At 44.2% G+C, this 22,792-nt stretch carries 25 protein-coding genes; 17 read left to right on the top strand and 8 right to left on the bottom strand.

All coding sequences use genetic code 11. The features are described 5' to 3' along the window. Nucleotides 1-23: 23 nt before the first annotated feature. Nucleotides 24-692 carry a 16S rRNA (cytidine(1402)-2'-O)-methyltransferase gene (gene rsmI / locus SCB77_RS06615; RefSeq protein ID WP_320185643.1) on the bottom strand — a complete coding sequence of 223 codons (669 nt, stop codon included), beginning with the start codon at nt 690-692 and terminating at the stop codon, nt 24-26. Nucleotides 693-1,290: 598 nt separating this feature from the next. Here rsmI and serS point away from each other — a divergent pair. Beyond that, nucleotides 1,291-2,562, top strand: coding sequence for a serine--tRNA ligase (serS, locus tag SCB77_RS06610; RefSeq protein ID WP_320185642.1), 1,272 nt, complete (start codon nt 1,291-1,293; stop codon nt 2,560-2,562). 97 nt (nt 2,563-2,659) lie between these two features. Here serS and SCB77_RS06605 read toward each other — a convergent pair whose 3' ends face one another. Together SCB77_RS06605 and pncB are read right to left on the bottom strand one after the other, a co-directional pair. Next, nucleotides 2,660-3,394 (bottom strand): class I SAM-dependent methyltransferase, encoded by a 735-nt coding sequence (locus tag SCB77_RS06605; protein WP_320185641.1) that lies wholly within the window; start codon nt 3,392-3,394, stop codon nt 2,660-2,662. Continuing rightward, the gene (gene pncB / locus SCB77_RS06600) at nt 3,394-4,566 is read right to left on the bottom strand and encodes a nicotinate phosphoribosyltransferase (RefSeq protein WP_320185640.1); all 1,173 of its coding nucleotides are present in this window, start codon (nt 4,564-4,566) and stop codon (nt 3,394-3,396) included. The genes SCB77_RS06605 and pncB overlap by 1 nt, the downstream gene beginning before the upstream one ends. Nucleotides 4,567-4,776: 210 nt before the next feature. Between pncB and SCB77_RS06595 the strand changes: the two genes are divergently transcribed. Continuing rightward, nucleotides 4,777-4,992 carry a hypothetical protein gene (locus tag SCB77_RS06595; RefSeq protein ID WP_320185639.1) on the top strand — a complete coding sequence of 72 codons (216 nt, stop codon included), beginning with the start codon at nt 4,777-4,779 and terminating at the stop codon, nt 4,990-4,992. A gap of 92 nt (nt 4,993-5,084) precedes the next feature. On the opposite strand, the gene SCB77_RS06590 is transcribed toward SCB77_RS06595, so the two are convergent. Beyond that, nucleotides 5,085-6,443: a DUF6600 domain-containing protein gene (locus SCB77_RS06590; RefSeq protein ID WP_320185638.1), complete on the bottom strand. Its 1,359-nt coding sequence runs from the start codon at nt 6,441-6,443 to the stop codon at nt 5,085-5,087. A 225-nt stretch (nt 6,444-6,668) separates the two neighbouring features. Between SCB77_RS06590 and SCB77_RS06585 the strand changes: the two genes are divergently transcribed. The 6 genes from SCB77_RS06585 to SCB77_RS06560 all read left to right on the top strand — a co-directional run bounded on the left by SCB77_RS06585 (nt 6,669) and on the right by SCB77_RS06560 (nt 10,671). Continuing rightward, complete coding sequence (locus SCB77_RS06585) at nt 6,669-7,427, top strand: MlaE family ABC transporter permease (protein WP_320185637.1); 759 nt, start codon at nt 6,669-6,671, stop codon at nt 7,425-7,427. Nucleotides 7,428-7,433: 6 nt separating this feature from the next. Further along, on the top strand, nt 7,434-8,207 hold the full coding sequence (locus SCB77_RS06580) for an ABC transporter ATP-binding protein (RefSeq protein ID WP_320185636.1): 774 nt from the start codon (nt 7,434-7,436) through the stop codon (nt 8,205-8,207). A gap of 6 nt (nt 8,208-8,213) precedes the next feature. Then, entirely contained in the window at nt 8,214-9,206 is a 993-nt protein-coding gene (locus tag SCB77_RS06575; protein ID WP_320185635.1) for an MlaD family protein, read from the top strand. A gap of 50 nt (nt 9,207-9,256) precedes the next feature. Beyond that, complete coding sequence (locus SCB77_RS06570) at nt 9,257-9,946, top strand: RluA family pseudouridine synthase (protein WP_320185634.1); 690 nt, start codon at nt 9,257-9,259, stop codon at nt 9,944-9,946. Nucleotides 9,947-10,029: 83 nt separating this feature from the next. Further along, entirely contained in the window at nt 10,030-10,269 is a 240-nt protein-coding gene (locus SCB77_RS06565) for a hypothetical protein (RefSeq protein WP_380936269.1), read from the top strand. 111 nt (nt 10,270-10,380) lie between these two features. Then, nucleotides 10,381-10,671 (top strand): DUF983 domain-containing protein, encoded by a 291-nt coding sequence (locus tag SCB77_RS06560; protein ID WP_320185632.1) that lies wholly within the window; start codon nt 10,381-10,383, stop codon nt 10,669-10,671. A 71-nt stretch (nt 10,672-10,742) separates the two neighbouring features. Here the strand turns inward: SCB77_RS06560 and SCB77_RS06555 are convergent, their stop codons facing one another. Then, the gene (locus tag SCB77_RS06555) at nt 10,743-11,033 is read right to left on the bottom strand and encodes a DUF4286 family protein (protein WP_320185631.1); all 291 of its coding nucleotides are present in this window, start codon (nt 11,031-11,033) and stop codon (nt 10,743-10,745) included. 106 nt (nt 11,034-11,139) lie between these two features. Between SCB77_RS06555 and SCB77_RS06550 the strand changes: the two genes are divergently transcribed. The 9 genes from SCB77_RS06550 to SCB77_RS06510 all read left to right on the top strand — a co-directional run bounded on the left by SCB77_RS06550 (nt 11,140) and on the right by SCB77_RS06510 (nt 20,009). After that, nucleotides 11,140-13,029 carry a S9 family peptidase gene (locus SCB77_RS06550; protein WP_320185630.1) on the top strand — a complete coding sequence of 630 codons (1,890 nt, stop codon included), beginning with the start codon at nt 11,140-11,142 and terminating at the stop codon, nt 13,027-13,029. A 6-nt stretch (nt 13,030-13,035) separates the two neighbouring features. After that, a complete protein-coding gene (locus SCB77_RS06545; protein ID WP_320185629.1) occupies nt 13,036-14,709 on the top strand; it encodes a sensor histidine kinase in 1,674 nt (557 codons plus the stop codon). 9 nt (nt 14,710-14,718) lie between these two features. Then, the gene (locus SCB77_RS06540; protein ID WP_320185628.1) at nt 14,719-15,417 is read left to right on the top strand and encodes a response regulator transcription factor; all 699 of its coding nucleotides are present in this window, start codon (nt 14,719-14,721) and stop codon (nt 15,415-15,417) included. Nucleotides 15,418-15,546: 129 nt separating this feature from the next. Then, on the top strand, nt 15,547-16,020 hold the full coding sequence (greA, locus tag SCB77_RS06535; protein WP_320185627.1) for a transcription elongation factor GreA: 474 nt from the start codon (nt 15,547-15,549) through the stop codon (nt 16,018-16,020). 274 nt (nt 16,021-16,294) lie between these two features. Then, nucleotides 16,295-16,717 carry an HIT family protein gene (locus SCB77_RS06530; RefSeq protein ID WP_320185626.1) on the top strand — a complete coding sequence of 141 codons (423 nt, stop codon included), beginning with the start codon at nt 16,295-16,297 and terminating at the stop codon, nt 16,715-16,717. Nucleotides 16,718-16,767: 50 nt separating this feature from the next. After that, on the top strand, nt 16,768-17,415 hold the full coding sequence (locus tag SCB77_RS06525; RefSeq protein ID WP_320185625.1) for a DedA family protein: 648 nt from the start codon (nt 16,768-16,770) through the stop codon (nt 17,413-17,415). 6 nt (nt 17,416-17,421) lie between these two features. Beyond that, a complete protein-coding gene (locus tag SCB77_RS06520; RefSeq protein ID WP_320185624.1) occupies nt 17,422-17,964 on the top strand; it encodes an inorganic diphosphatase in 543 nt (180 codons plus the stop codon). 8 nt (nt 17,965-17,972) lie between these two features. Beyond that, nucleotides 17,973-19,289 (top strand): hemolysin family protein, encoded by a 1,317-nt coding sequence (locus SCB77_RS06515; RefSeq protein ID WP_320185623.1) that lies wholly within the window; start codon nt 17,973-17,975, stop codon nt 19,287-19,289. Nucleotides 19,290-19,292: 3 nt separating this feature from the next. Further along, entirely contained in the window at nt 19,293-20,009 is a 717-nt protein-coding gene (locus tag SCB77_RS06510) for a 16S rRNA (uracil(1498)-N(3))-methyltransferase (protein ID WP_320185622.1), read from the top strand. 47 nt (nt 20,010-20,056) lie between these two features. Here SCB77_RS06510 and SCB77_RS06505 read toward each other — a convergent pair whose 3' ends face one another. The 3 genes from SCB77_RS06505 to SCB77_RS06495 all read right to left on the bottom strand — a co-directional run bounded on the left by SCB77_RS06505 (nt 20,057) and on the right by SCB77_RS06495 (nt 22,637). Beyond that, entirely contained in the window at nt 20,057-20,539 is a 483-nt protein-coding gene (locus tag SCB77_RS06505) for a hypothetical protein (RefSeq protein ID WP_320185621.1), read from the bottom strand. A 1-nt stretch (nt 20,540) separates the two neighbouring features. Next, entirely contained in the window at nt 20,541-21,926 is a 1,386-nt protein-coding gene (locus tag SCB77_RS06500; protein WP_320185620.1) for an ABC transporter permease, read from the bottom strand. Between the two features lie 72 nt (nt 21,927-21,998). Continuing rightward, nucleotides 21,999-22,637: an ABC transporter ATP-binding protein gene (locus tag SCB77_RS06495; RefSeq protein WP_320185619.1), complete on the bottom strand. Its 639-nt coding sequence runs from the start codon at nt 22,635-22,637 to the stop codon at nt 21,999-22,001. Nucleotides 22,638-22,792 lie beyond the last annotated feature (155 nt).

Below are 22,792 nucleotides of genomic sequence, written 5' to 3'. Positions count from 1 at the left end.
TAAACCTGTAGGCATTCGGCTGTTTATTGGTCGGCCCCTGCCACACAAAATACGAATTCTCCTTTTATGAGATTGTTCTCAAAATGTAATTTTAACGTTGCCAATGTGCCACGCACATTCTCCTCATAGAGCTTGCTCAGCTCGCGCGCGATAGAAGCCTCGCGCTCCTCTCCAAAATATTGAATAAACTCATCTATTGTCTTGAGGATACGGTGAGGAGATTCATAGAAAATCATCGTGCGCTTCTCCTTCACCAATTGTTTCATGCGTGTTTGACGGCCCTTTTTTACAGGAAGAAATCCCTCAAAGCAAAAACGGTCGTTTGGAAGCCCAGAGTTGACCAGTGCCGGTACGAAGGCTGTTGCGCCGGGTAGGCACTGCACTTCTAATCCTTCTTTAATCGCCTCGCGCACCAAAAGAAATCCAGGATCCGAAATTGCAGGTGTACCAGCATCAGATATCAACGCTATTTGCTGTCCTTCTTTTAGGAATTTGATAATCTCTGAAACAGCCTTGTGTTCATTATGTTGATGATGGGCGAACACCTTTTTCTCAATACCGAAATGCTTGAGCAACGGCGCACTTGTGCGGGTATCTTCCGCCAAGATTAAGTCGGCCTCCTTTAAAATGCGGATAGCCCGAAAGGTCATGTCTTCCAGATTGCCAATAGGCGTGGGTACTAGATATAGCATAAACAAAGTTAAGAAAATTACAGTGTATTTACCTAGCCTAGTGATTGTGACGAGCGTTCTGTTGATTTCTCATCGCCTTGCAGGCATGCTTAAATTAGTGCTGCTATTATATTCCGAGAATTATTGTTGCTAACGTGTGAATAGGAGGTGGGAAAAGAGCTAGTTACTGGGTTTTGTTTCTTGGAACTATGCTTTTTATTTGTGCGGAGATTGTTTGGGATAACCTCCTGTGCATAGTGGCAAGCGCACCCCCAATAACTAGTCTTCCAAGTTCACGAAGTCATCGCCGTCGTAGGCAAACTCCTGAAGATCCACTTGGATGTCTTGTTCGAAAATTTCTAAATCTTTCAACATAATCGTGTTTGTTTAAATATGTACAATCAAATGTAACCTTGTGTTATGAACTGGAAATTACGTCCAAATCAAATAATTGTTAATTCGTTCGGTAAACAATCAAAAATATAAAATGTTTTTAAAAATAAAAATGTATTTATATAAAAATGATAATTAAAATAAAATAACATTGGAATATTGGTGATAATGGGCGAATTCATTTACACTTCTTATCTTTGTGCTTGTAAAAAGTTATTTTTCATTTATGTTACAAATAAATTATATCCGTGAAAACAGGGATGCCGTAATCGAACGATTGGCTGTCAAGAATTTTAAAGAGGTGAACTTGGTTGATGATTTGATTCAATTGGATGAGTCGCGCCGTAAAATTCAGAACGAGTCCGATTCGATCGCTGCGGAAGCCAACGCTGCGGCAAAGCAGATTGGAGATTTAATGCGCCAAGGAAAGAAAGATGAAGCCGAAGCCGTTAAATCGAAATCTTCCGGATATAAGGAGCAGGTGAAACAGCTCGTCGAACAGTTAGCTAATGTCGAAAAAGAATTGCACGACAAGCTTGTGCAACTGCCCAATCTGCCACATAGCTCAGTTCCTGTGGGTCACACGGCAGATGACAATGAAGTGGTTCTGGCACATGGCGAAGTTCCAACGTTAGCGGCCGACGCGCAGCCACACTGGGAGCTATTGACAAAATATGATATTGTGGATTTGGAACTTGGGGTGAAGGTAACAGGTGCGGGCTTTCCCGTCTATAAAGGCAAGGGAGCTCGCTTACAGCGTGCATTGATTAATTTTTTCTTGGATCAAGCGGCCGAAGCTGGTTACAGTGAGGTGCAGGTACCGATCTTCGTCAATGAAGCTTCTGCTTTTGCTACGGGACAACTTCCAGATAAAGAGGGGCAAATGTACCACGTTACCGGAGACGACTTTTACTTGATCCCTACAGCTGAGGTGCCCGTAACCAATCTATACCGCGATGTTATTGTCAAGGAAGATGAGTTCCCTATCAAGCATTCGGCCTACACGCCATGTTTTCGCCGTGAAGCCGGTTCTTATGGGGCTCACGTGCGTGGATTGAATAGGTTGCACCAGTTTGATAAAGTGGAAACTGTTCAGATCGTGCACCCCGACCAATCGTATGCCGTTATCGAAGAGATGAGCCTATATATACAAGGATTGTTGCAAAAACTGGAATTGCCTTATCGTGTGTTGCGCCTCTGTGGTGGTGATATGAGCTTCACCTCTGCCTTGACCTATGACATGGAGGTCTTCAGCGCAGCACAACAGCGTTGGCTAGAGGTGTCTTCCGTTTCCAACTTTGAAACTTACCAGTCTAACCGCTTGAAGGTACGTTTTAAAAATGAAGAAGGAAAGATGCAGCTTGCCCATACGTTAAATGGATCTGCATTGGCTTTGCCGCGCATCGTGGCATCTATATTAGAAAACAATCAAACCGAAAAAGGAATACGTGTGCCAGCAGTACTGGTGCCTTATACTGGTTTTGAGTGGATTGACTAGACACAGGCTTCGGCTATCATAAAAAAAGCGTAGACGTTTCATTTCGTCTACGCTTTTTTGTTGCATGATGTGGCATTGCGGCGCCGCTTAAAGCAGCCTAATCTTCTGCGTCTTGCTCCTCCGCTTCCTGCGGTATCCGTGGCTCCATCCTCACCAAATATTGGTCATTGTCATCTTCAAAGAGTATCTGCACAACCCAGTTTTCTTCTCGCGCGATTTTTATCAGTTCGTCTTGGTCTATGTACAGCCAAGCAAAAGGCTGCCCCATATGACCTTTGTAGGCATATTGAAATCGAATCTCACCAAGGTAATGATCTGGTTTTTTGATCTTGTACTCATCATACAGATAGGCAATGTTTGAAGAGTCGAATAGCAGCTGCCCATTTGGTCGAAGTAACGTTTTGGCATGGCTTAACAGTGATCGGAAACCTTCTAGTGTTCCCGCCAAGCCAATACCATTCATCAGGAATAAAAGGGTGTCGTACTGCTTGTTTTCCAGTTTGAAAAAGTCGCCTTCAACGACGCGTTGCACACCGCGCTGCGCCATGATGTTACATGCGGCGGCCGATTGTTCTATTGCATCGACCACAAAGCCTTTGTGTTGCAGGTGTAGCGCATGGCTGCCCACACCGGCTCCTACGTCCAGAACATGGCCATCACACAAGGCTAAAGCAATGTGTTCCAGTTCTGGAAAATCTTCTTCTTCGCGAAAAAAAACTTCAATGGGCATCTCCTCGATGTCGCCATAGCTGCTGTGCAATAAAAGTGGTTCCGTTAGCGTGCCTAATGCATGGAAGTCATATAATGCTTCGCCGTAAACATCTCTCTCCATTAGCCCTGTATCTTTAAAATTTCTTTGGCAATCGCTATTTCCTGCTTTGTGCCGGTATGTTTATTGGGTTCGTCGGATAGCTTGATCACTTCGGTCCATTCGCCATCTTCGGGCTTTGCTTCCGTCATTTTTAGGACGATGTTCATACGAGGTAGTCCAGCATCATTGGTGAAATCGGTACCTATCCCAAAGGAATGCCCGATTTTTCCGTTGCAGAAGGCCGCGATATGTTCCACTTTCTCATAATCCAAGCCGTCCGAAAATATAATGGTCTTGGAGCGGGGATCGATGCCTTTTTGCTGGTAATGATCGATGGTCATTTGGGCAAAGGTTAATGGATCGCCGCTGTCGTGACGCACGCCATCAAATAGCTTGGTCAGTTTCTTGTCAAACTGTGTGAAAAACACTTTTGTTGTATAGGTGTCCGAGAGGGCTATACCGAGGTCTCCACGGTATACGTCTGCCCAATGTTCCAAGCCAAGCAGGTTGGCCATTTTATAACCATACTTGGCCGCATGAAACATAAACCATTCGTGGGCATGGGTGCCTATAGGGGTGGTTTCATATTTCATAGCCAAATGTACGTTGGACGTACCGATAAAGGTTTTGGAAGGGTGGTTTTTCAAGGTGCGTATCACCAGGTCATGTACGGCATAAGAATGTCGGCGGCGTGTGCCGAAATCGGCCAAGGTGATCTGCAGCTTATCATATTTGTCCATCTTGTTCGATACGATCGCACATACATCCTCGTTCGAGATCCGGGCTAGCCCACTAGCTTCATAGTACAGCTCACAGATCAACGACATGATCGGTACTTCCCACAAAATAGTGCGGTACCAGTATCCTTCAATATGCACCCGCAGTTCACCACCTTGCTGCTCAATATGTACCTCCTCTGGATCATACCTATAACCTTGTAAAAAATCCAAGTAGGTGGGGTCAATGTAGGGACACTTGTCGTGCAGAAATTGCTTTTCGGCTTTGCTCAATTTGAGCTGTGCCATTTCGCCTATCGCTTCTCTCAACAGTTTGTCAAAGCCTGCAGGGAACTGATGTTTCCCGCGATTGATAAACTGATAACGAGCCCTTGCTTTGGGGAACAATTTGCTGACTGCAAATTGCATCGTGAATTTATAGAAGTCGTTATCGAGTATCGATGATAATGCCGCCATGTAAGAAACTTAAATTTAAAAACAGGTGAAGTTAATAATAAAAACACGAAAGCCGAGTGACGCGCTGCTAAGCTTTTATCTGTAAGGTGTTTATTTTAGAGCGTTCGTGCTTCCTGAGCCACTTTTTATAGCTTCAGCCGATGCTATCTGTATGCATGGGCATACCACATCTCTCCGGAATTCTTCTATCTTCGCAAAAAAAAGACATCGATGAAATTAGCTCCCAGATTGAAGGCATCCCTATGTATTTGGTTAGGTTTGTTTCCGCTATCCGTCATCATCAATTTCCTTCTGAAGGATCTGATGGTTGATTTCCACCCTATAGGTAAGATATTTGTCAGCTCCATCATCATTTTTCCGTTGATGGTTTACTATGTAATCCCATGGACGACAAAGCAGGTCTCTAGGCTAATTCGCGAGAAATAGGAAATTAGTTAATTGGTGCTTGCTTGAAGTAAAATAAGAACGGAGGGCATAGTACCCTCCGCGCTTTGTTTTCAATTAAAATAGTATGTTGTTTAGCGTGTGCTGCGGCCGCTAGAGCGCTCACTATTGCTGCTTTTTGCAGCTCTGCTGCTTCCACCTGAGCTGCTGCGTTCTGTGCGGGATGAGCTACTACGGCTCACCTGCGAGCTGGAGCCGCTACTCCGTTGACTGGCTTGTTGAACCAGGGCCGTTTGGCGTTGCGGTGCACGGCTCTCGCTGCGATTAGGCGTGCTCCGTTGCTGCGGTGCAGTTTGCGGCCGTTCGGTCGTGTTGCTACGGCTTCGCCCTTGTGCAGGCGTCGTGCTTCTGCTTTCGGTGCGTTGTCCCGCCGTGGACGATGGACGCTCTCCTCTTACCGTCGTGCTGGAGCTGCGACTACTATTTTGTGCGCCCGCATTGTTTGTGGCGGGACGCTCGTTGCTACGCGTTACACGGCCTTCGTTTTGCGTCGTACGGCCGGTGGTAGTAGTGCGCGTGTTGCTGCGTGATGTTGTCGGCGTTGTACCAACATTACTACGTGATGTACCTGCTCCATTTGTAGCTCTACTACTAGTTGCAGAACTGCGTGTGGCTTCCGTTGCGCGTTCTGTGCGGCTCGAGTTGGCATTGCTTCGGCTCGTATTTCCAACATTTGCACGCGAGGTGCTGTTGCCTGAAGATCGCGTTGTACTACGATCAGGTCTGTAGATCGACACCGACCTGCTGTCTACGCGAGAACGTCCAGGGCGGTCGCTTGTGCGTATTTCCCTAACGCTTACGCGACGTCCAATGTTGCGCTCAATATCGCGACGACCGGGACCTCCATAATAGTGATGATTGTTCACCACATAAGTATTGTTGATGATCGTTGTGCGGTTGTATATATTACGTTGTCCGTAGCTCCAGTGGCGCGAAATGTAAGGGTCATAGATGCGACGTACGGGAAGGAAAACCCATAAGTTGAGAGGCATTGCTACAGATACCTGTACTCTGCTGCGCGGAGCCATTGGTGCCCAGCCATAATAGCCGCCACCAGTTCTCCAGTCTACCCATGCTGGTCCCCACTCGTAATCAGGAATCCATCCCCATCCGTTATAGTTGGTATATACCCAGCGGCCATAGTGGAAAGGAGCCCAACCCCAATCGTAATTGGACACCCAAGTATTACCATACTCTGTCATAGTCCAATAGCCATTGGTGCCGTAGGGGCGGAAGTTTCGATCTACATTCGGAAACCAAATATCACCATAGTTCGCATCGCGATCCCAGTTTCCATAAGGCGATAATTCATCATAGAAAAGATCAAATGAAACCTCACCATAAGGTTGCGCATCAGCCTTTTTAAAAGAAAATACCGCAAAAAGCAGGGCTACAATAGCTACATATCGTGTGGAATTTTTCATGCGTTTCATAGTCTTATTCGTTTAAAGGTGAAACTAATCTTGTTTACTGTTAGGACTGGCTGAAACATAGGAAGGTTTAATCTTTGATACGAAACTGTAAACAAATGGTAAATATTTTGGTTATGTAATTATTAGCAAATGATGGCGTCGGTGAAAAAACAAAAAGTTCGTACATTTGTCGGGTATTTTTGACAGGTCATCATTTTAGGCTTCAGTGTTAACTTCAATACTTAAATGGGAAGTAAAATAGAAAAACTGCTTATCGAGTTCGCGCGGATTCATCGTTTTATGATGAGCTTTCTGCGTGAAGCGGTATCTCCACCTTATGAATTCAAAGAGATTATTCGCCAATGTTATGAAATTGGATGGAAATCGTTCCCATTAATCAGCTTAACGGGCTTTATTGTTGGTTTTGTTTTTACGAAACAATCTAGACCGTCATTGGAAGAGTTTGGAGCTACGTCATGGCTTCCTGCCTTGATATCTATTGCTATTGTACGCGCTTTGGCTCCCTTAGTTACGGCGTTGATCGCCTCTGGGAAAGTGGGCTCACAGATTGGTGCCGAGCTTAGTTCCATGAATGTAACGGAACAGATTGACGCCATGGAAGTTTCGGGAACCAACCCGACAAAATTTTTGGTGTCTACCCGTATTATTGCGACAACCTTTATGATTCCCGTGCTCTGTTTCTACGTGGCTGGTATCGGTTTGTTTGGCGGTTACCTTAGTATTATCGGTAAAGATGATCTCAGCATGTTGGCTTTCTTTACCCAAGTGTTTGAGTCTATTGCTGCTAAGGACATCTTTGCGATGGTTATTAGAGCTGTAGTATTTGGCTTTACCATTGGCTTTGCCAGTTCATATGTGGGATACTATTCTACGAAGGGAACCGAGGGCGTTGGGAAGGCGGCAAACAGTGCCGTTGTTTCGTCAATGTTTTTGGTGTTCGTGGAAGAGCTGCTTATTGTTCAATTGTTGGCCTTGCTTAATTGATAGAAGATGGAGAAGAACAAAGTGAATATAGATCGCGATGAAACGGTGATCCATGTCGATGATGTCAGTAAATCATTTGGCGACCTGCACGTTCTCCGTAATGTGGACGTCAAGCTGTTTAAGGGAGAGAACCTTGTGGTGCTGGGGCGGTCAGGGACAGGGAAATCGGTTCTTATTAAATTGATTTCTGGTCTTTTAAGTCCTGATAGCGGGAACGTTCGTGTTTTGGGTGAGGTGGTCAATGACCTGAACGACCGTGAGCTACGAGCGTTGAGGCAACGGATCGGTTTTTCTTTTCAAAATAGCGCGCTGTATGATAGTATGACCGTTCGGGAGAATTTGGAATTTCCGCTCGTTCGGAACAAACGTAATTTATCGCGGTCGGAGATCAATAAAGAGGTCGAGGAGGTTTTGGAAGGTGTCGGATTGTCGCAGGCGATCAACCAAATGCCTTCCGAATTGTCGGGCGGGCAGCGCAAGCGTATCGGTATTGCGCGCACCTTAATTCTACGTCCTGATATTATGCTTTATGATGAGCCTACAGCGGGACTAGACCCCATAACCTGTCTCGATATAAACTCGCTCATCAATGAGGTGCAGGAACGGTATAATACATCGTCCATCATCATCACCCACGATTTGGCCTGCGCGAAGATGGTTGGCGATAGGATGGTGATGCTTTTAGATGGTAAATTCGAGCGTCAAGGTACATTTAAGGAGATTTTTGATACGGATGATAAACGTGTCAAACCATTTTATGATTATAATTTTATTGTTTAAAGATATATGAGTACAAACGAAAGAAAGCGTACGCTTACAGTTGGGTTATTTGTTTTAATCGGATTGGTTATTTTGGTGGCCGGAATTTTGGTACTAGGGACGCAACAGAATAAATTTAGTAAAAACTTGGTGGTTACTACCTATTTTCACGATGTGAAAGGCTTGAAGGTGGGTAATAATGTTTGGTTTTCTGGGGTGAAGGTTGGTATCGTCAAAGAAATCAAGTTCCAAAGTATCGATGATGTTAAGGTGGTGATGCACATCGAAGAGAAATCAAGCGAATTTATTCGGGAGGATGTGGTGGCCAAATTGGGATCCGACGGATTGATCGGTAACGCGATTGTTAGTTTGATCGGCGGATCGGACCAAGCCGCAGCCATTAAAGACGGGGATGTTGTTAAGTCGGTGACGGGCACGGATACGGATGCGATGTTTGCCACGTTACAGACCAACAACGAGAATTTGGTGGAGATTACCAAGAACTTTGCGCTGCTGTCCAAACAGATGGTTGAAGGTAAAGGCACTGTAGGGGCTTTGATGACCGACTCGACCATAGCACTATCGTTGAAAGGTTCCGTTAATTCTCTGAACAAGGTGATGACCGATGCAAACAAAGCTTCCGCAAATTTAGCGGTGCTGATGAGCAAGTTGAATAGCAACCAAGGCTTAATCCATGATTTAACAACTGATACGGCTGTTTTTGCCAGCTTGCGTGAATCAGCGGCTCAATTGCAGGGCGTAACGCAAACAGCATCGGCCTTGATGGAAAATTTGAACACGACTTCTGCTCGTCTGAACGATAAGGATAATGCCATCGGCGTATTGACGAATGATCCGGAAGCAGCTGAAGAAATCAAACAGATTTTAAGAAATCTAAACTTGAGTACGGAGAAATTGGATGATAACATGAAGGCGCTCCAAAGTAACTTCCTCTTCCGCGGATATTTCAAAAAACAAGAGAAAGAAAAGGCCAAGCTTGCAGCCGATTCGTTAAAATAGAACATACAGGAAAGGTCGATCTAACGACACTTTCCTGCTTAAAGAATACCATGAGCATTACGGATAGGGATGTCATTTATGAGGACAACCATTATATAGCAATTAACAAACGCGCCGGCGATATCGTGCAGGTGGATACTACCGGAGACAAGTCGATGGAGGATATGGTCAAAGAATATTTGGCCCACAAATATGAGAAGCCTAATGGCGCTTTTTTAGGGGTCATTCACCGTCTTGATCGTCCTGTAAGTGGGATGATTCTTTTTGCAAAAACCAGCAAAGGTCTCGATCGAATGAACCGCTTGTTTCACGACAGGAAAGTGTCAAAAACGTATTTGGCCTTGGTTCGCAACAGACCCGAAAAGAAGGCGGATACCCTGAAAAACTGGTTGTTGCGCGACCGTAAGAAGATGGTCACCAAAGCATACGACCGCGAAGTGAAGGGCGGTAGTTTTGCTGAGCTAGATTATGAGGTGCTGGGTGAGCTGGAGGGCTATTATCTGTTGAAAGTAACGCCGCTGACCGGACGTACCCATCAAATTCGTTGCCAGTTAGCGTATATGGGCTGCCCCATTGTAGGGGATAATAAGTACGGCTACCCGCGTGGAAGCTTACGCCGTTCTATTTGTTTACACTCTCGAGCGTTAAGTTTTGTGCATCCCATCAAAGAGGAGCCTATGCAGATCACGGCAGATTTACCTGTCGACGGTTTTTGGGAGAAATTCAATGTATTGCTTTAGTACGGCGATAGTGTTCACGATGAATAACTCTGGGAAAAATTAGGTACTTTTGTGCTATGAAATCAAAATATGCACCTTTCTTGATGCTTACGCTTCTTCTAATAGGGATATTCCTATGTACCGAAGTTGCTGCCCAATGTGCCATGTGTTCCTTGAATGCGGAAAACAGCACGACGAATGGCAATACGCAGGGGAAAGGGCTGAATGACGGTATCCTTTTCTTATTGGCTATCCCATACTTAATTGCTGTCGGGGTGGGTATTTTGTGGTATAAAAAATACCGGAAGAACCAACCGAAGCGTGTTTCGCCATTTGAACGATAAGGATTACAGATGTCTACCTCAAGATTTTCAGCTCTTTTACAATCCAAATGTCCACGTTGTAGGGTCGGTAAGATGTTTGAAGGGCCAATTTATGGCTTTAAAAAGCAGCACATGCACGAGCATTGTCCACATTGCGGATTAAAGTTTGAAATAGAGCCCGGTTATTTTTATGCGGCGATGTATGTAAGCTATGCTTTCTCCGTTGCGCAGGTCGTCACCTTAGGGTTGGCAACGGCTTTTTTTACAGCGAGTGAATCCCCTTGGCTGTACATCGCTGTGCTTTTTCTCGCTATTTTTATCTTTGCGCCGTTCAACCTTCGGTTTTCTAGGCTTGTGCTCTTGCATTACTTATCGCCCAAAGTGGTCTATAACCCAAGGTTTGAGCAGGAATTGCAGAAGTAAGATATTTGATAAGAAAAATCGACACAGGTGCTTTACCTGTGCCTTGCATCCGCTTTTTTGCTGAAGCCTAATTAATCTAAGGATAGGTACTGCATCTTACTATCAAATATAAAAGCCTTCTCCGTGTGTTTTGTTGCTATGTACTGCTGCAGGTCCGGTAATAGCTCCTCTTGAAAAGATGCGATGGCTTGCTCATCCTGCGCTGTAATCTGCAAGCAATAGGTTGTGCCTTCGTGCGGTGAATCCAACATCTTTAACAGTCGGATATCTGCAGACAATTGTGGGAGCTGTTTTTTGATCCAAGCCAGCACATCATCATGGCTACTATCTTCGACGATTATGGAAATATTGTATAAAATCATGCGTAAAAGTATCAAAAAACCAGCATATTTCATCTGTAAAAATAAGGTTGCACATGCCTCAATGTGGTAAAAATTGACAATATTTGAAATGGAATAGGATTGGATTATGTATAGATTCTTGCTTTGGGTTTTTGCTTTTGGGATGATGGGCTTATTGGTGTCTTGTGGAAATAGGCAAAATACCGATCAGCTTATACCTGTAGAAGATTTTTTTGTAAAGGCCGAGAAAAGTAATTTTAGGCTCTCGCCCGATGGCAAGCGAATCGCTTATTTGGGTGTGGATGACCATTGTCGCAATATTTTCGTGCTCGATCTCGAAGATAAAAGTAAGTCCAAGCAGCTTACTTATCAATCAGATATGAATGTGCAGTATTTCTTTTGGGCATCGGACTCTTCGATCGTCTATTCCAATAGCCATGCCCCAACGGATAGCTTACGGCTATTTGGCATATCCATAAACGATGAAAAAAGTAAACCGCTGCTTCCGGTAAAGAAAGTAAAGTTGCGTTGGTTACAGCCACAAAAGCTGTATGGTCATTATTTGTTGGCCGCTATGAACGATCGCGATTCTACGGTTTTTGATTTGTATAAGATTTTTCTCGACGGTCGTAAGCCCGAGCTTGTTACCAGCAATCCGGGTAATATCCTGAATTGGTTTCCATCGCCCGATGGTAAGGTGCGGCTGGCCGTGACCAGCGATAGTGTGCAAGAGAGTATATTGTACCGAGCCGATGAACAGCTTCCATTTAAGCAGGTGGCTACTACCGACTATCAAACGCTTATTCAGCCATTGGGCTTCGTGAAAAACGAGAAGAATATGATCTACGCACTTTCTAACCATGGCCGTGACAAACTGGCCTTGGTAGAGTATAATATAGAAAGAGGAGAGGAAGAGCGTTTGATCTACAGCAATGGCGAGGTTGATCTTGAGCAGGGAGGATATTCAGACAATCTGCAGGAAATGGTGTTCAGTCAGTACACTGCGGATAAGACGGAGAAACTATTTTTCAATAAGGAATTTCAACGCAACTTTGAGAAACTTGCTGCCGAGTTTAAAGGACAGGATATCGACATTATCGATACCGATACCAGTCTGCAAAATTGGATCGTTAAGATTTCAACCGATATTAACGCTGGCGGTATCTACTATTTCAACGTAAAAAAACAGAAAGCAGACTTGCTGGTGGATATCAATCCTAAATTGCTCAAAGCGAAGCTTTCACCGAAACAATCCATGCGCTATCAAAGTAGAGATGGCTTAACGATTCATGGATTTTTAACCTATCCCAATACAGACGAGCGTAAGGATCTTCCCGTCGTGGTGTTGGTTCATGATGGACCAAACAGGAGGGAGAGTGTGGATTTTGATGCTGAAGTGCAATTTTTGGCCAATCGTGGTTATTTGGTCTTTCAGCTAAACTACCGTGGATCGGTGGGCTATGGGCGTAAATTCTGGACGGCAGGCTTTAAGGAATGGGGCGGAAAGATTCAAAGCGACATCATTGACGGGGTCACTTCCTTGATACATCAAGGTATCGTAGACAAAAGGCGGGTAGCCATTATGGGCACAGGCTTTGGTGGATATTCGGCGTTGCACGCTGCTACCTACAATTCTTCGTTTTATCGTTGTGCCGTTTCCATGTCGGGATATACTAACCTGTTTACTTATTTTAAGGAAATACCTCCCTACCAGCAGCAGTATGTGCGTCTTTTCTACAATATCATTGGAAACCCTACAAAAGAGTACGAAATGTTTAAAGCCATTTCCCCGGTGTTTCATGCCGATCGGGTGAAGATTCCCGTTCTTTTTGCGCAGGGAGGAAGTGATCGCTACAGCTCATTGACCGATGCCAACCAATTTGTGCAGAAATTGAAAAACAATAAGGTGCCCATTAAGTATATTTACCGAGAGGAGGAAGGACGACGATTCAAGAGCGAGGAAAATATCATCAACTATTACCAAGAAGTGGAAACCTTTTTAAGGACGTACTTGTAGCGATCGATGGCCTATAACCAGCTTAAATACCGTAAGAACTTTGGATTGCTGATTGCTTTCGTGGTATTGGTTACCATACTTTTTGTGGTGGCCATGCTGGCGGCGCGCTCCATGATCGCTAACTTTATAGAAACGGAATTCAACAACCGTAAGGTGGAGGTCTTTGATCAGTCGGTGCAGCCCTTTCAAGAGTTTTTCAATGATAAGATTCCGGAAATTTCCTACTACCAGGGCTATTTAGATTCTGTTAAAGCGGCGTCTTATGTGAGTGATGTTATCCGTAAGAACGCTTTCGTTGAAAGTGTGCTCTTTTACGATATCACGGTGACAAATTCAGACTCTATTGAGGCAGGAATCAAATACAACCATTTGCTGGTCTATCCAAAAAATGTGATCTCCTTTAAGTTGGATGGGGACAACCGTTTGGTTGCCCAACGAAAGGAAAGCAATGAAACACGAGCCTACACGGAGGACTTTAATAGCATGGTATTGAAGTTTGTGGGCTTTCTCGATCGTGTCAACGATTCAACGCGTATGTCGGATAGCGATATCTATAAGGTCTTTTACACGCTAAATGCAGGTAAGGTATCATATATGAACATTCCTCGGATTTCCGATTTGCTGGCCTACAAGCAAATGATGTCGTCTCCGGATAATCCCATTGTGTCATATGATCAGGATATGTTTTTGTTTTTGATCAATCCTAGCAAGATTCAGATCAGAAACGTGGCGCCCAATCTGTACGAGAAGATCGAGATTTTGCCTATCGTATCGGGAAGTGTTACCGATCAACGGTTCTATTTCCAAACGGAACTATCGCTCCCGGGCGCACTTTCCGATTACAAATTGCAATACACCAGCTCGGAGAGCTTTTTGAATAAAGAGATCAACCGTCGATTTTTACCGGTAAGCGTCGGTATTTCCATTATTTATTTGATCCTTATCTTTATTGCCTACCTGATTTATCGGAACGTGACGATCAACAGTAGGCTCTTCCAGTTACAATACGATTTTATCAACAACTTGACACATGAGTTCAAGACACCAGTAAGCGTGATCAAAATTGCAGGCAACAATATACAGAGCTCCGAAAAGCTATCTACCGAGGAACAGCGCATGTATGGGAAGATTCTCGACCAGGAGGCCGATAAGTTGAACAGCCTGATGAATAAGCTGCTATCTTTTGCACAGATAGAAAACAAGTCGATCAAGCCGAATAAGGAAGAGGTTGGAGTACGGGAATTTTGTGCGCCAATTTTTGATGCTGTAAAATTGAAATATCCCGATTTAAACTTTTCCTACCAAATCGAAGTCCAAAACAACATGATGGTCGATACCACCTTATTGTTGAGCGTTTTTCAAAACTTGATCGATAATGCGTACAAGTATTCGGAGGCGCAGCGTAAGTTTTTAAACATCGACATACAACAAAGTAAAAAGAATTTTGTTATTAGGTTTAAAGACCAAGGCATAGGTATAAGTAAGAAAGAATTTAATAGTATCTTTAAGAAGTTTTACCGCGTGAAGAACCAATTCAACCAACAAGGGAGCATCGGTTTGGGGTTGGCATTCTGTAAAGAAATAGTAGATTTCATGGGCGGAGAGATCAAGGTAGAAAGTGTCCTTAATCAGGGCACGACATTTACGTTGCTGCTACCCTTAGGTCCAAAAAAGAATTAAGTAAACATTATGAGTAAAGATATCACCATAGCGGTAGTGGAAGACGATGAAAATCTTCGTTTTTTAGTTGCCCATCGTTTGCAAACAGAAGGATATAAGGTCATCCAAACCGGTAATGGTACAGATGCCGAAGAGCTTATTATTCAGCAGAAGCCTGCAGTTGTATTGTTAGACTGGATGCTTCCTGGGAAAGAGGGGATTGAAGTGTGTGAAGCGGTCAGGAAGGCTGGATTTGAGCATATCATCATTATGATGACGGCAAAATCGCAGGATGTCGACAAAATTGACGCCTACAGTTATGGCGTTACCGATTATATTACCAAGCCATTCAATATGGATGTGCTGGTCGCGATGATCGAGAACAAAGTACGTTTCTTCTTGCCAAAGAATAATGACATTTACACCTTCGGTAATACCGAACACCACCCAAACATACATTCCTTAGTGCGTGATGGGCGTAAGATTGAGCTGACGATCTTGGAGAATAGAATTTTATTGTACTTCTTGCAAAATGTCGGCAAGGAGATCACCCGTGAACAGCTGATGGAAGTGGTGTGGGGCTACAGCTCCAATGTGAACACGCGCACCTTGGACATGCATGTGGTGCGCTTGCGTAAAAAAATCGAAACGAACCCCGATAAACCGCATTATCTACAGACGGTGCGTGGTCTAGGCTATAAATTCATAGATAGCGAAGAGGAAGAATAAAAAGAAATTTGGTTTTATGCATGTTGCTTGCTATCTTAGCAAGCAAGGTACAAGACCATGTTGTCCTGAAGAAGGATGGTATGGTCTTGTCTTTTTTTTGATTTTTTGGAAAATAAATTAGGTAGAAATATGGCAGAAGTAACGTATTACACGCAAGAAGGTTTGGACAAGCTGAAACAGGAGTTACAGCAGTTGAAAACGGAAGGTAGAGCTAATATTGCTAAAGCGATAGCCGAAGCACGGGATAAGGGAGATTTATCCGAAAACGCAGAGTATGATGCAGCTAAAGAAGCGCAGGGTCTACACGAGACAAAGATAGCAAAGCTCGAAGAAGTATTGGCTAGTGCTCGTCTTATCGACGAGTCCACATTGGATACTTCCAAGGTTTTGGCCTTGTCTTATGTGAAGATCAAAAACAAGAAAAACAACGCCGTGATGACCTATCAATTGGTGTCTGAGACAGAGGCTGATTTGAAGTCTGGAAAGATTTCCGTCAAATCTCCTATTGCGCAAGGCTTATTGGGAAAATCCGTAGGCGAGGTTGCACAAGTAGAAGCACCGGCGGGTGTCTTGGAATTTGAAATTCTTGAAATATCACGGTAATTTGACGTGAAGGTTATGTGCGGTACTGCCATAACCGCACATGATGTTAACATATTGCGGAGGACGGTTGCAGAAATATGCAACCGTCTTTTTGTTTCTAAGCTTAGGTTGTCCGCATGTGCAGCAATCGAAGCGAGATGTATGAGCGTGGATGTAGCGCGAAGGCTCCGTCGGCCGTAAAAAGGGGATGTTAAACGAATATTCAAGGCGATTATAATTGCATATGAAAGCAAATTTATCTAAGTTTGTTTGTGATTCTTAATGAAGATAAGCTATGTCAACGATTTTTTCAAAGATAGTGTCGGGGGAGATTCCAGCCCATAAAGTGGCGGAAAGTAATGATTTTCTCGCTTTTTTGGACGTGCGTCCGTTAACCCAAGGGCATGTGTTGGTGATCCCAAAAAAGGAAACTGATTATATCTTTGATATTCATGACGACGAATACATGGGTATGTGGGTATTTGCAAAAATTGTTGCCCAAGGTATAAAAAAGGTGTTTCCTTGCCGTAAGGTTGGAGTTGCTGTGGTTGGTTTGGAAGTAGCCCATGCACATATACATTTGATCCCATTGAATCAGGTTGATGACATGAATTTTGCAAGACCTAAGTTGGAGATAGCGGCGGAAGAGATGACGCAGATTGCGGAACAAATTCGGGAAGCGATTTCGGAAGTGACAGGTGCTAATAAATCCCAATAACAAGTAAGAACGAAAAGAGCTGTCTCTCGACAGCTCCTTAACGATAACGTATGCAAGATTTGTGGCTGTCCATCCAGCAATTAATGAATCCCGAGTACCTGTTGAGCCATGGTGGTTTCTACATTGTGGTATTGATTGTCTTTGCCGAAACGGGTCTTTTCTTTGGATTTTTCCTTCCTGGTGACTACCTGTTGTTTTTGGCGGGGCTTTTTTGTGCGCTGGGTAAGATCGATGTTGACATCACTACCATGTACCTTGGTATTTTATCGGCGGGCATTTTGGGCAACTTTACGGGCTATTGGTTCGGCTATCGAACGGGGCCCATGCTTTTCAAACGCAAAGATTCTTTTCTCTTCAAACGCAAGTACGTGATCATGGCAGAAGAGTTTTATCAGAAATATGGTGGAACAGCGTTGGTTATAGGGCGCTTTGTTCCTATTATTCGTACATTTGCACCTATATTCGCCGGAGTGGTAAAACTAAACTTCAGGAAATTTGTCCTCTACAACATAATTGGAGCATTTTTATGGGCCTCTTTGTTGACGTTGACAGGTTATTTCTTGGGCGTCAAGTTTCCGTTTATCATCCATTATGTCGAATACATCATCGTTGGCCTTATCGTGATTGCTTTCTTGCCAATCGCGATAGCACTGCTGAAACGATGGTTGAAAAACAAAAAACAAACAAAACAGTCATAATAATTAATGAGTACAACACATCCTTGGCATCAGATAGCTCCCGGAAGCGACTTGCCAAATTCCGTCAATGCGATTATTGAAATTACAAATGGTTCCAAAGGGAAATACGAGTTGGATAAAGATACCGGATTACTTTTGTTGGACCGTGTATTAAGTTCTTCCGTAGTTTATCCTGCCAATTATGGGTTTATTCCACAAACCTATTGTGACGATAAAGATCCCCTCGATATTTTGGTGATCTGCTCAGTAGACATCTTGCCTTTGACGTTGGTTGAAGCAAAGGTGATCGGTGTGATGAATATGGTTGATGGTGGTGAACAGGATGACAAAATCATCGCGGTAGCGAAAAACGATCCTATTTACAACTACATCACGGATATCGAGCAATTGGCGCCGCATGTGATGAAAGAGATCGTACAGTTCTTTGAAAGTTACAAAGCATTGGAAAAGAAATCTGTACAAGTGGAAGGATTGCATGGCCGCGAGCGTGCGCAGGAAATCCTTTTAGAAAGTATAGCATTATACAAGAAAGAATTTGGTAATCAATAAATTCTAACATGGCCGTCGACGTTTTTTGGACAATATTTTTAGTTTTAGCTAATGGTTTTTTTGTAGCAGCAGAATTTGCCATCGTGAAGGTGCGAGCCTCGCAAATTGAACTGCAAGCAAAATCAGGTAGCAAAGTGGCGAAAATTGCCAAAAATATTACCGAACACCTTGATGGTTATCTTGCGGCAACGCAATTAGGAATTACATTGGCTTCTCTTGCCCTGGGATGGGTGGGAGAAGCTGTAATGACCGAGATCGTGCATAAGATTTTCGGCCTTTTTAACGTGGAGCTAACCGGGCCTATAGCGAAAAACTTAGGACATGTGTTTGCGTTCAGTATCATCACGTTTCTGCATATCGTTTTTGGCGAGCTGGCACCGAAATCCATTGCTATCCAACGGCCTGTGGCCACAACGATGCGTATCGCCGCTCCTTTACAGTTCTTTTACTACATTTTTCGCCCGATTATTTGGTTGCTCAACGGCTTTGCCAATTTCTTGTTACGCCTTATTGGTGTCGATGTGCATGGTCACGAAGCCAGCCATTCCTCGGAAGAGTTGCAGTACTTACTAGAAAAGGGTAAAGAGAGTGGAGCACTCAACAATGCGGAGCATGAATTGATCAAAAATGTTTTCGATTTCAACGAACGCATCGTAAAAAATATCATGGTGCCTCGCACCAAGATCGTGGCTGTAGATATGCTGGATTCAGCGGATGATTTTATCAGCACCGTTACCGAAGAAGGCTACTCCCGTATACCGATCTACGATGATAATATTGATCAGATCGTCGGTATCGTGCATACCAAAGATATCTTACCTATTATTGTCAAGGGTAAAGAGGTGGTGCTCAAGAATATTATGCGTAAGCCTTATTTCATCCCGGAAACCAAGAAAATCAATGACTTGATGACGGAGTTTCAGCTGAAGCGCATTCAGATAGCGATCGTGTTGGATGAATTTGGTGGAACGGCCGGTATGGTCACCTTGGAGGATATCGTGGAGGAACTTGTGGGTGAGATCCAAGATGAGTACGATGAGGAAACACCTGTTGTCGAACGTATCTCCGAAACCGAGTATATGGTTGATGCAGGAGCGAATGTGCATGATGCCAACGGTTATTTGCCGCTGGAGCTGCCTGAAAGCTCAGACTACGATACCATCGCAGGTTTGGTAAGCCATTTCTTCGAGAAGATCCCGGATGTGGGCGAAGTGAAAGAAGTGGAAGGTTACGCAATTACGATCATCAAGAAAACACAACAGAATATCGAGTTTGTCAAGCTTGATCTTGTCGAGACGCCAAATGACGATATTGACGAAGACTAGCATATGCACCTTTTTTACACCCCGACATTACTGCCAGCGCATCAAAACTTTGTACTGACCGAGGAGGAAAGTAAGCATGCAGTGCGTGTATTGCGGCTGCAGGCTGGAAACATGGTTTATCTTGTTGACGGAAGGGGAGGCTGGTATACCGCGGAAATCCTTGATCCGCACCCAAAACGGACGACATTAACTATTACCCAGGTCGTGCAGGAATATGAAAAGCCTTCCTATCATTTACATATTGCTATTGCCCCAACAAAGAATATCGATCGTATAGAGTGGTTTTTGGAAAAGGCTACCGAGGTTGGCATTCAAGAAATTACGCCTATAATCTGCGAGCATTCCGAACGGAAAGAGGTAAAGCTCGATCGCTTGAACAAGGTTGTCATTTCGGCCATGAAGCAGTCATTGAAGGCTTACCTACCGCAGATCAATCCTGCTATTTCCCTCTCGCAATTTCTGCAGCAGCAGAACGAAAAAAAAGATTTGGTAAAATGCATTGCGCATTGTGCCGATGGCGAAAAGAAGTACTTACAAGATGTCGCCCGACCCCACGCAAATTATTTACTGTTGATAGGCCCTGAAGGCGATTTTTCAGAAAACGAGATCAAACTTGCACAAGATGCATGCTTTCATGCGATATCTTTGGGAAACAGTCGTTTGCGTACCGAGACAGCTGGCTTGACCAGCTGTATAGAGGTTGCATTGCTAAATAGGTAAAGGCCTGTGCGTGCTTGGATACGCAGAAGGCCTTATCCATATTATCTTTATTTGATCACAAGGGCATCTACAATTTGAATCTCCGAATTTCCTTTCAACGGCTCCGGATTAAATTTCATTTTTCCTTTGATTTTGATCGGTTCTTCGGTAAACAATACCGAGCCATCCTTTAAGAATATTTCTACCATGGGCGGAATACCATTGGATCCACAAAACATACATTGCATAACGGGAAGTACCGACAGCATGAATTTTTTATGTGATCGACCACTGGTCAACGGTACTAGATAGCCAGGTAACTCTACCGTTTTATTTTCCAAGGCCTTCAATACAGGTGGATAGGTGGGGGTATACACCTTCTTGTTCCCTTCGTAGGTTACCTTATACATCATTTTGTCGATCGCTTCCCAAGTGCTGTTCATCATGGGCGTGTGATCCGGAACATTCATCTCCGGAAATTGACCTACTTGTGCTTGAGCGAAAGATAAGGTAGCGAAGCTTACGAATAGAAATATGATGATTTTTTTCATGTTATTTATCTGCTAGAATTGTTGAAATCGATGTTTTGTAAGCACGTATTGCTGGAATGAGTGCCGCAAGCATTCCAATGATGACCGCAGCCAAAATTAAGAATAATTCCTTGCTATTTACGCGGAACGCTTCAATGAAATCAGCACTTTCACTGGTTTGCTGATTGATAAGATAGAGCGCGAGGTGGCCGAATAACAAGCCCAATACACCGCCGATGAACGTGATCACTAAACCTTCGACTATGACTAGGCTGAAAAGTTTAGTTTGTGAGGCTCCCATGGAGCGCATGATGGCCAAATCGTACTTTCTTTCTTTTAAGGCATTGTAGAGGCTGATGAATACACTGAGCCCAGCAATCAGCATAATTACATAGGCCAAGATGGCCAAGGAATCAAGTCCGACACCCAATAGGGAAAATAAGCGAGTGCTCTCGATTGCCGGAGACGCTGCTTGCATGTCTGTAGACTGGTTTACTAAGCGTGGAACAATGCCCATGGCCGCTGGTGATGCATACTTGACCAGCAATGCCGTAACTTCGTCGCCACGATGCTCCAGCATATCTTCGCCAATGCTCTTCACGAAGACATCATTCGGCTTCTCGCTCACAATTTCGCCTTCGTCGCTATGGTCATGATCATGATCTTCTTCATGCTTTCCATGATCATGCTGCTCCGTGTCGTGGTTATGACCTTCTGCTGCGTCATGATGATGCTCTTCATGTTCATGTGCATGTTCTGCATGATCATGATCTGATTCCTCATTGCCGTGTGCAATACCGTGGACATCCCAAACGCTTTCAAGGTTGCAGAGAATAAGGTTGTCCACCACCGAATTAGACTTTTCCAAAATTCCCACCACATGAAAAGGGTGTTCATCGTGCACATGTCCTTCGGCCGATAATCCGTGTGCGGTGTTAAAGGTGTCGCCAATCTTCAATCCCCGCTTGCGGGCAACTTCACTGCCGATCAATGCTTCAAAGGCTTTACCCCATATTTTTCCCTCCGCTATTTTTAGTTCATAGAGTTCCAAGTAGCTAGGCTCTGTTCCTATTAAACGGTGTCCTTTAAAATTATCACCGAGGGAGATAGGTACCGCATATTCGATAAAGGGGTTGTTGCCCAGCTTGCGTGCTTCAGCTAATGCAATATTGCCGGTGGGGTTATCGACATGGTAAAGCGAGCTTAAGATCAATTGCAAAGGACTTCCTTTGGCCCCGACCACCAAATCGATGTTCTTGCTGTTGTTCGTGAGTTGCTTTTCAAAGGCATCGCCGGTAATGTATATTACACAGAGAATGGCTACGCCAAAGGATGTCAGTAAAATGCTAAGCAAGGTGGAGCCCAGTTGTTGCGTTATATTTTTCCAGACGAGTTGCAGATTGTTCATGTCGTTCGTTATTGCTGGCGCGCAGCGCCTATTTCCTGTCTAAAGTCTTTACTATGCACTATTGATCTTGCGCTACAGCTGATAGGCCTGCGTGAAATGATCTTTGATACGTTTGTCGTGTGTCGCAATCAGTAAGGTCGAGCCATGTGTCGTCGCCGCATCAAATAGCAGCTTAAGAACCAAATCGGTGTTGGTATCATCCAGCGAGGCGGTAGGCTCGTCGGCCAACAGCAACCCCGGGCGATTGATCACGGCACGCGCAATGGCTACACGTTGTTTTTGGCCTCTGCTAAGCTGATGGGGCAAGGCATCGGCTTTATCTGCCAACTGCAATTGTTCCAGCACCGCCGAAATCGCTTGCTCGTCCACTGGCCGCTTTGCTAAATGCTGTGCCAGCTTGATGTTCTGCGCTACGCTGAGGTTTTTTAATAGATGTGCCTCCTGAAAGATAAAACCAAGATGCTGCGCCCGGTACGCATCCAATGCGGAGCCGGAAAGACTGTATAGGCTTTTTCCCATCAGTTCTACCTCACCCTGCGTTGGCTTAGATAAACCACTGAGCAAATGTAGCAGCGTGGTTTTTCCTCGCCCTGAGTCACCCAGCAAAAGGCTGTGCTGGTTTTTGCTGACCAAGATATCGGGAAAGCTAAGATGCGCCCCTTGCGGATATTGATAGCTAAGCTGGACGGAGGATAATACGGTATCTGCCATACATGTTTGTTTTATGCTGCAAATTACTAACTATTCCATAGAAGTGCGAATGAAATTGGGTTGCATCTACCTTAATTAACGAAAAAAATACAATTCCACAGCACAAGTATCGCATCCTCGCTGCGATCCTATCATGTTGTCAAACTATGGCTTGA

It is taken from the genome of Sphingobacterium bambusae (assembly GCF_033955345.1).
Classification (GTDB): domain Bacteria; phylum Bacteroidota; class Bacteroidia; order Sphingobacteriales; family Sphingobacteriaceae; genus Sphingobacterium; species Sphingobacterium bambusae.
This window is presented reverse-complemented; position numbering and strand designations above follow the sequence as displayed.

Coding starts and splice junctions, on each gene's coding strand:
- rsmI (WP_320185643.1), bottom strand. CDS start 692: ATGCTATATCTAGTACCCACGCCTATTGGCAATCTGGAAGACATGACC.
- serS (WP_320185642.1), top strand. CDS start 1,291: ATGTTACAAATAAATTATATCCGTGAAAACAGGGATGCCGTAATCGAA.
- SCB77_RS06605 (WP_320185641.1), bottom strand. CDS start 3,394: ATGGAGAGAGATGTTTACGGCGAAGCATTATATGACTTCCATGCATTA.
- pncB (WP_320185640.1), bottom strand. CDS start 4,566: ATGGCGGCATTATCATCGATACTCGATAACGACTTCTATAAATTCACG.
- SCB77_RS06595 (WP_320185639.1), top strand. CDS start 4,777: ATGAAATTAGCTCCCAGATTGAAGGCATCCCTATGTATTTGGTTAGGT.
- SCB77_RS06590 (WP_320185638.1), bottom strand. CDS start 6,443: ATGAAACGCATGAAAAATTCCACACGATATGTAGCTATTGTAGCCCTG.
- SCB77_RS06585 (WP_320185637.1), top strand. CDS start 6,669: ATGGGAAGTAAAATAGAAAAACTGCTTATCGAGTTCGCGCGGATTCAT.
- SCB77_RS06580 (WP_320185636.1), top strand. CDS start 7,434: ATGGAGAAGAACAAAGTGAATATAGATCGCGATGAAACGGTGATCCAT.
- SCB77_RS06575 (WP_320185635.1), top strand. CDS start 8,214: ATGAGTACAAACGAAAGAAAGCGTACGCTTACAGTTGGGTTATTTGTT.
- SCB77_RS06570 (WP_320185634.1), top strand. CDS start 9,257: ATGAGCATTACGGATAGGGATGTCATTTATGAGGACAACCATTATATA.
- SCB77_RS06565 (WP_380936269.1), top strand. CDS start 10,030: ATGCTTACGCTTCTTCTAATAGGGATATTCCTATGTACCGAAGTTGCT.
- SCB77_RS06560 (WP_320185632.1), top strand. CDS start 10,381: ATGCACGAGCATTGTCCACATTGCGGATTAAAGTTTGAAATAGAGCCC.
- SCB77_RS06555 (WP_320185631.1), bottom strand. CDS start 11,033: ATGATTTTATACAATATTTCCATAATCGTCGAAGATAGTAGCCATGAT.
- SCB77_RS06550 (WP_320185630.1), top strand. CDS start 11,140: ATGTATAGATTCTTGCTTTGGGTTTTTGCTTTTGGGATGATGGGCTTA.
- SCB77_RS06545 (WP_320185629.1), top strand. CDS start 13,036: ATGGCCTATAACCAGCTTAAATACCGTAAGAACTTTGGATTGCTGATT.
- SCB77_RS06540 (WP_320185628.1), top strand. CDS start 14,719: ATGAGTAAAGATATCACCATAGCGGTAGTGGAAGACGATGAAAATCTT.
- greA (WP_320185627.1), top strand. CDS start 15,547: ATGGCAGAAGTAACGTATTACACGCAAGAAGGTTTGGACAAGCTGAAA.
- SCB77_RS06530 (WP_320185626.1), top strand. CDS start 16,295: ATGTCAACGATTTTTTCAAAGATAGTGTCGGGGGAGATTCCAGCCCAT.
- SCB77_RS06525 (WP_320185625.1), top strand. CDS start 16,768: ATGCAAGATTTGTGGCTGTCCATCCAGCAATTAATGAATCCCGAGTAC.
- SCB77_RS06520 (WP_320185624.1), top strand. CDS start 17,422: ATGAGTACAACACATCCTTGGCATCAGATAGCTCCCGGAAGCGACTTG.
- SCB77_RS06515 (WP_320185623.1), top strand. CDS start 17,973: ATGGCCGTCGACGTTTTTTGGACAATATTTTTAGTTTTAGCTAATGGT.
- SCB77_RS06510 (WP_320185622.1), top strand. CDS start 19,293: ATGCACCTTTTTTACACCCCGACATTACTGCCAGCGCATCAAAACTTT.
- SCB77_RS06505 (WP_320185621.1), bottom strand. CDS start 20,539: ATGAAAAAAATCATCATATTTCTATTCGTAAGCTTCGCTACCTTATCT.
- SCB77_RS06500 (WP_320185620.1), bottom strand. CDS start 21,926: ATGAACAATCTGCAACTCGTCTGGAAAAATATAACGCAACAACTGGGC.
- SCB77_RS06495 (WP_320185619.1), bottom strand. CDS start 22,637: ATGGCAGATACCGTATTATCCTCCGTCCAGCTTAGCTATCAATATCCG.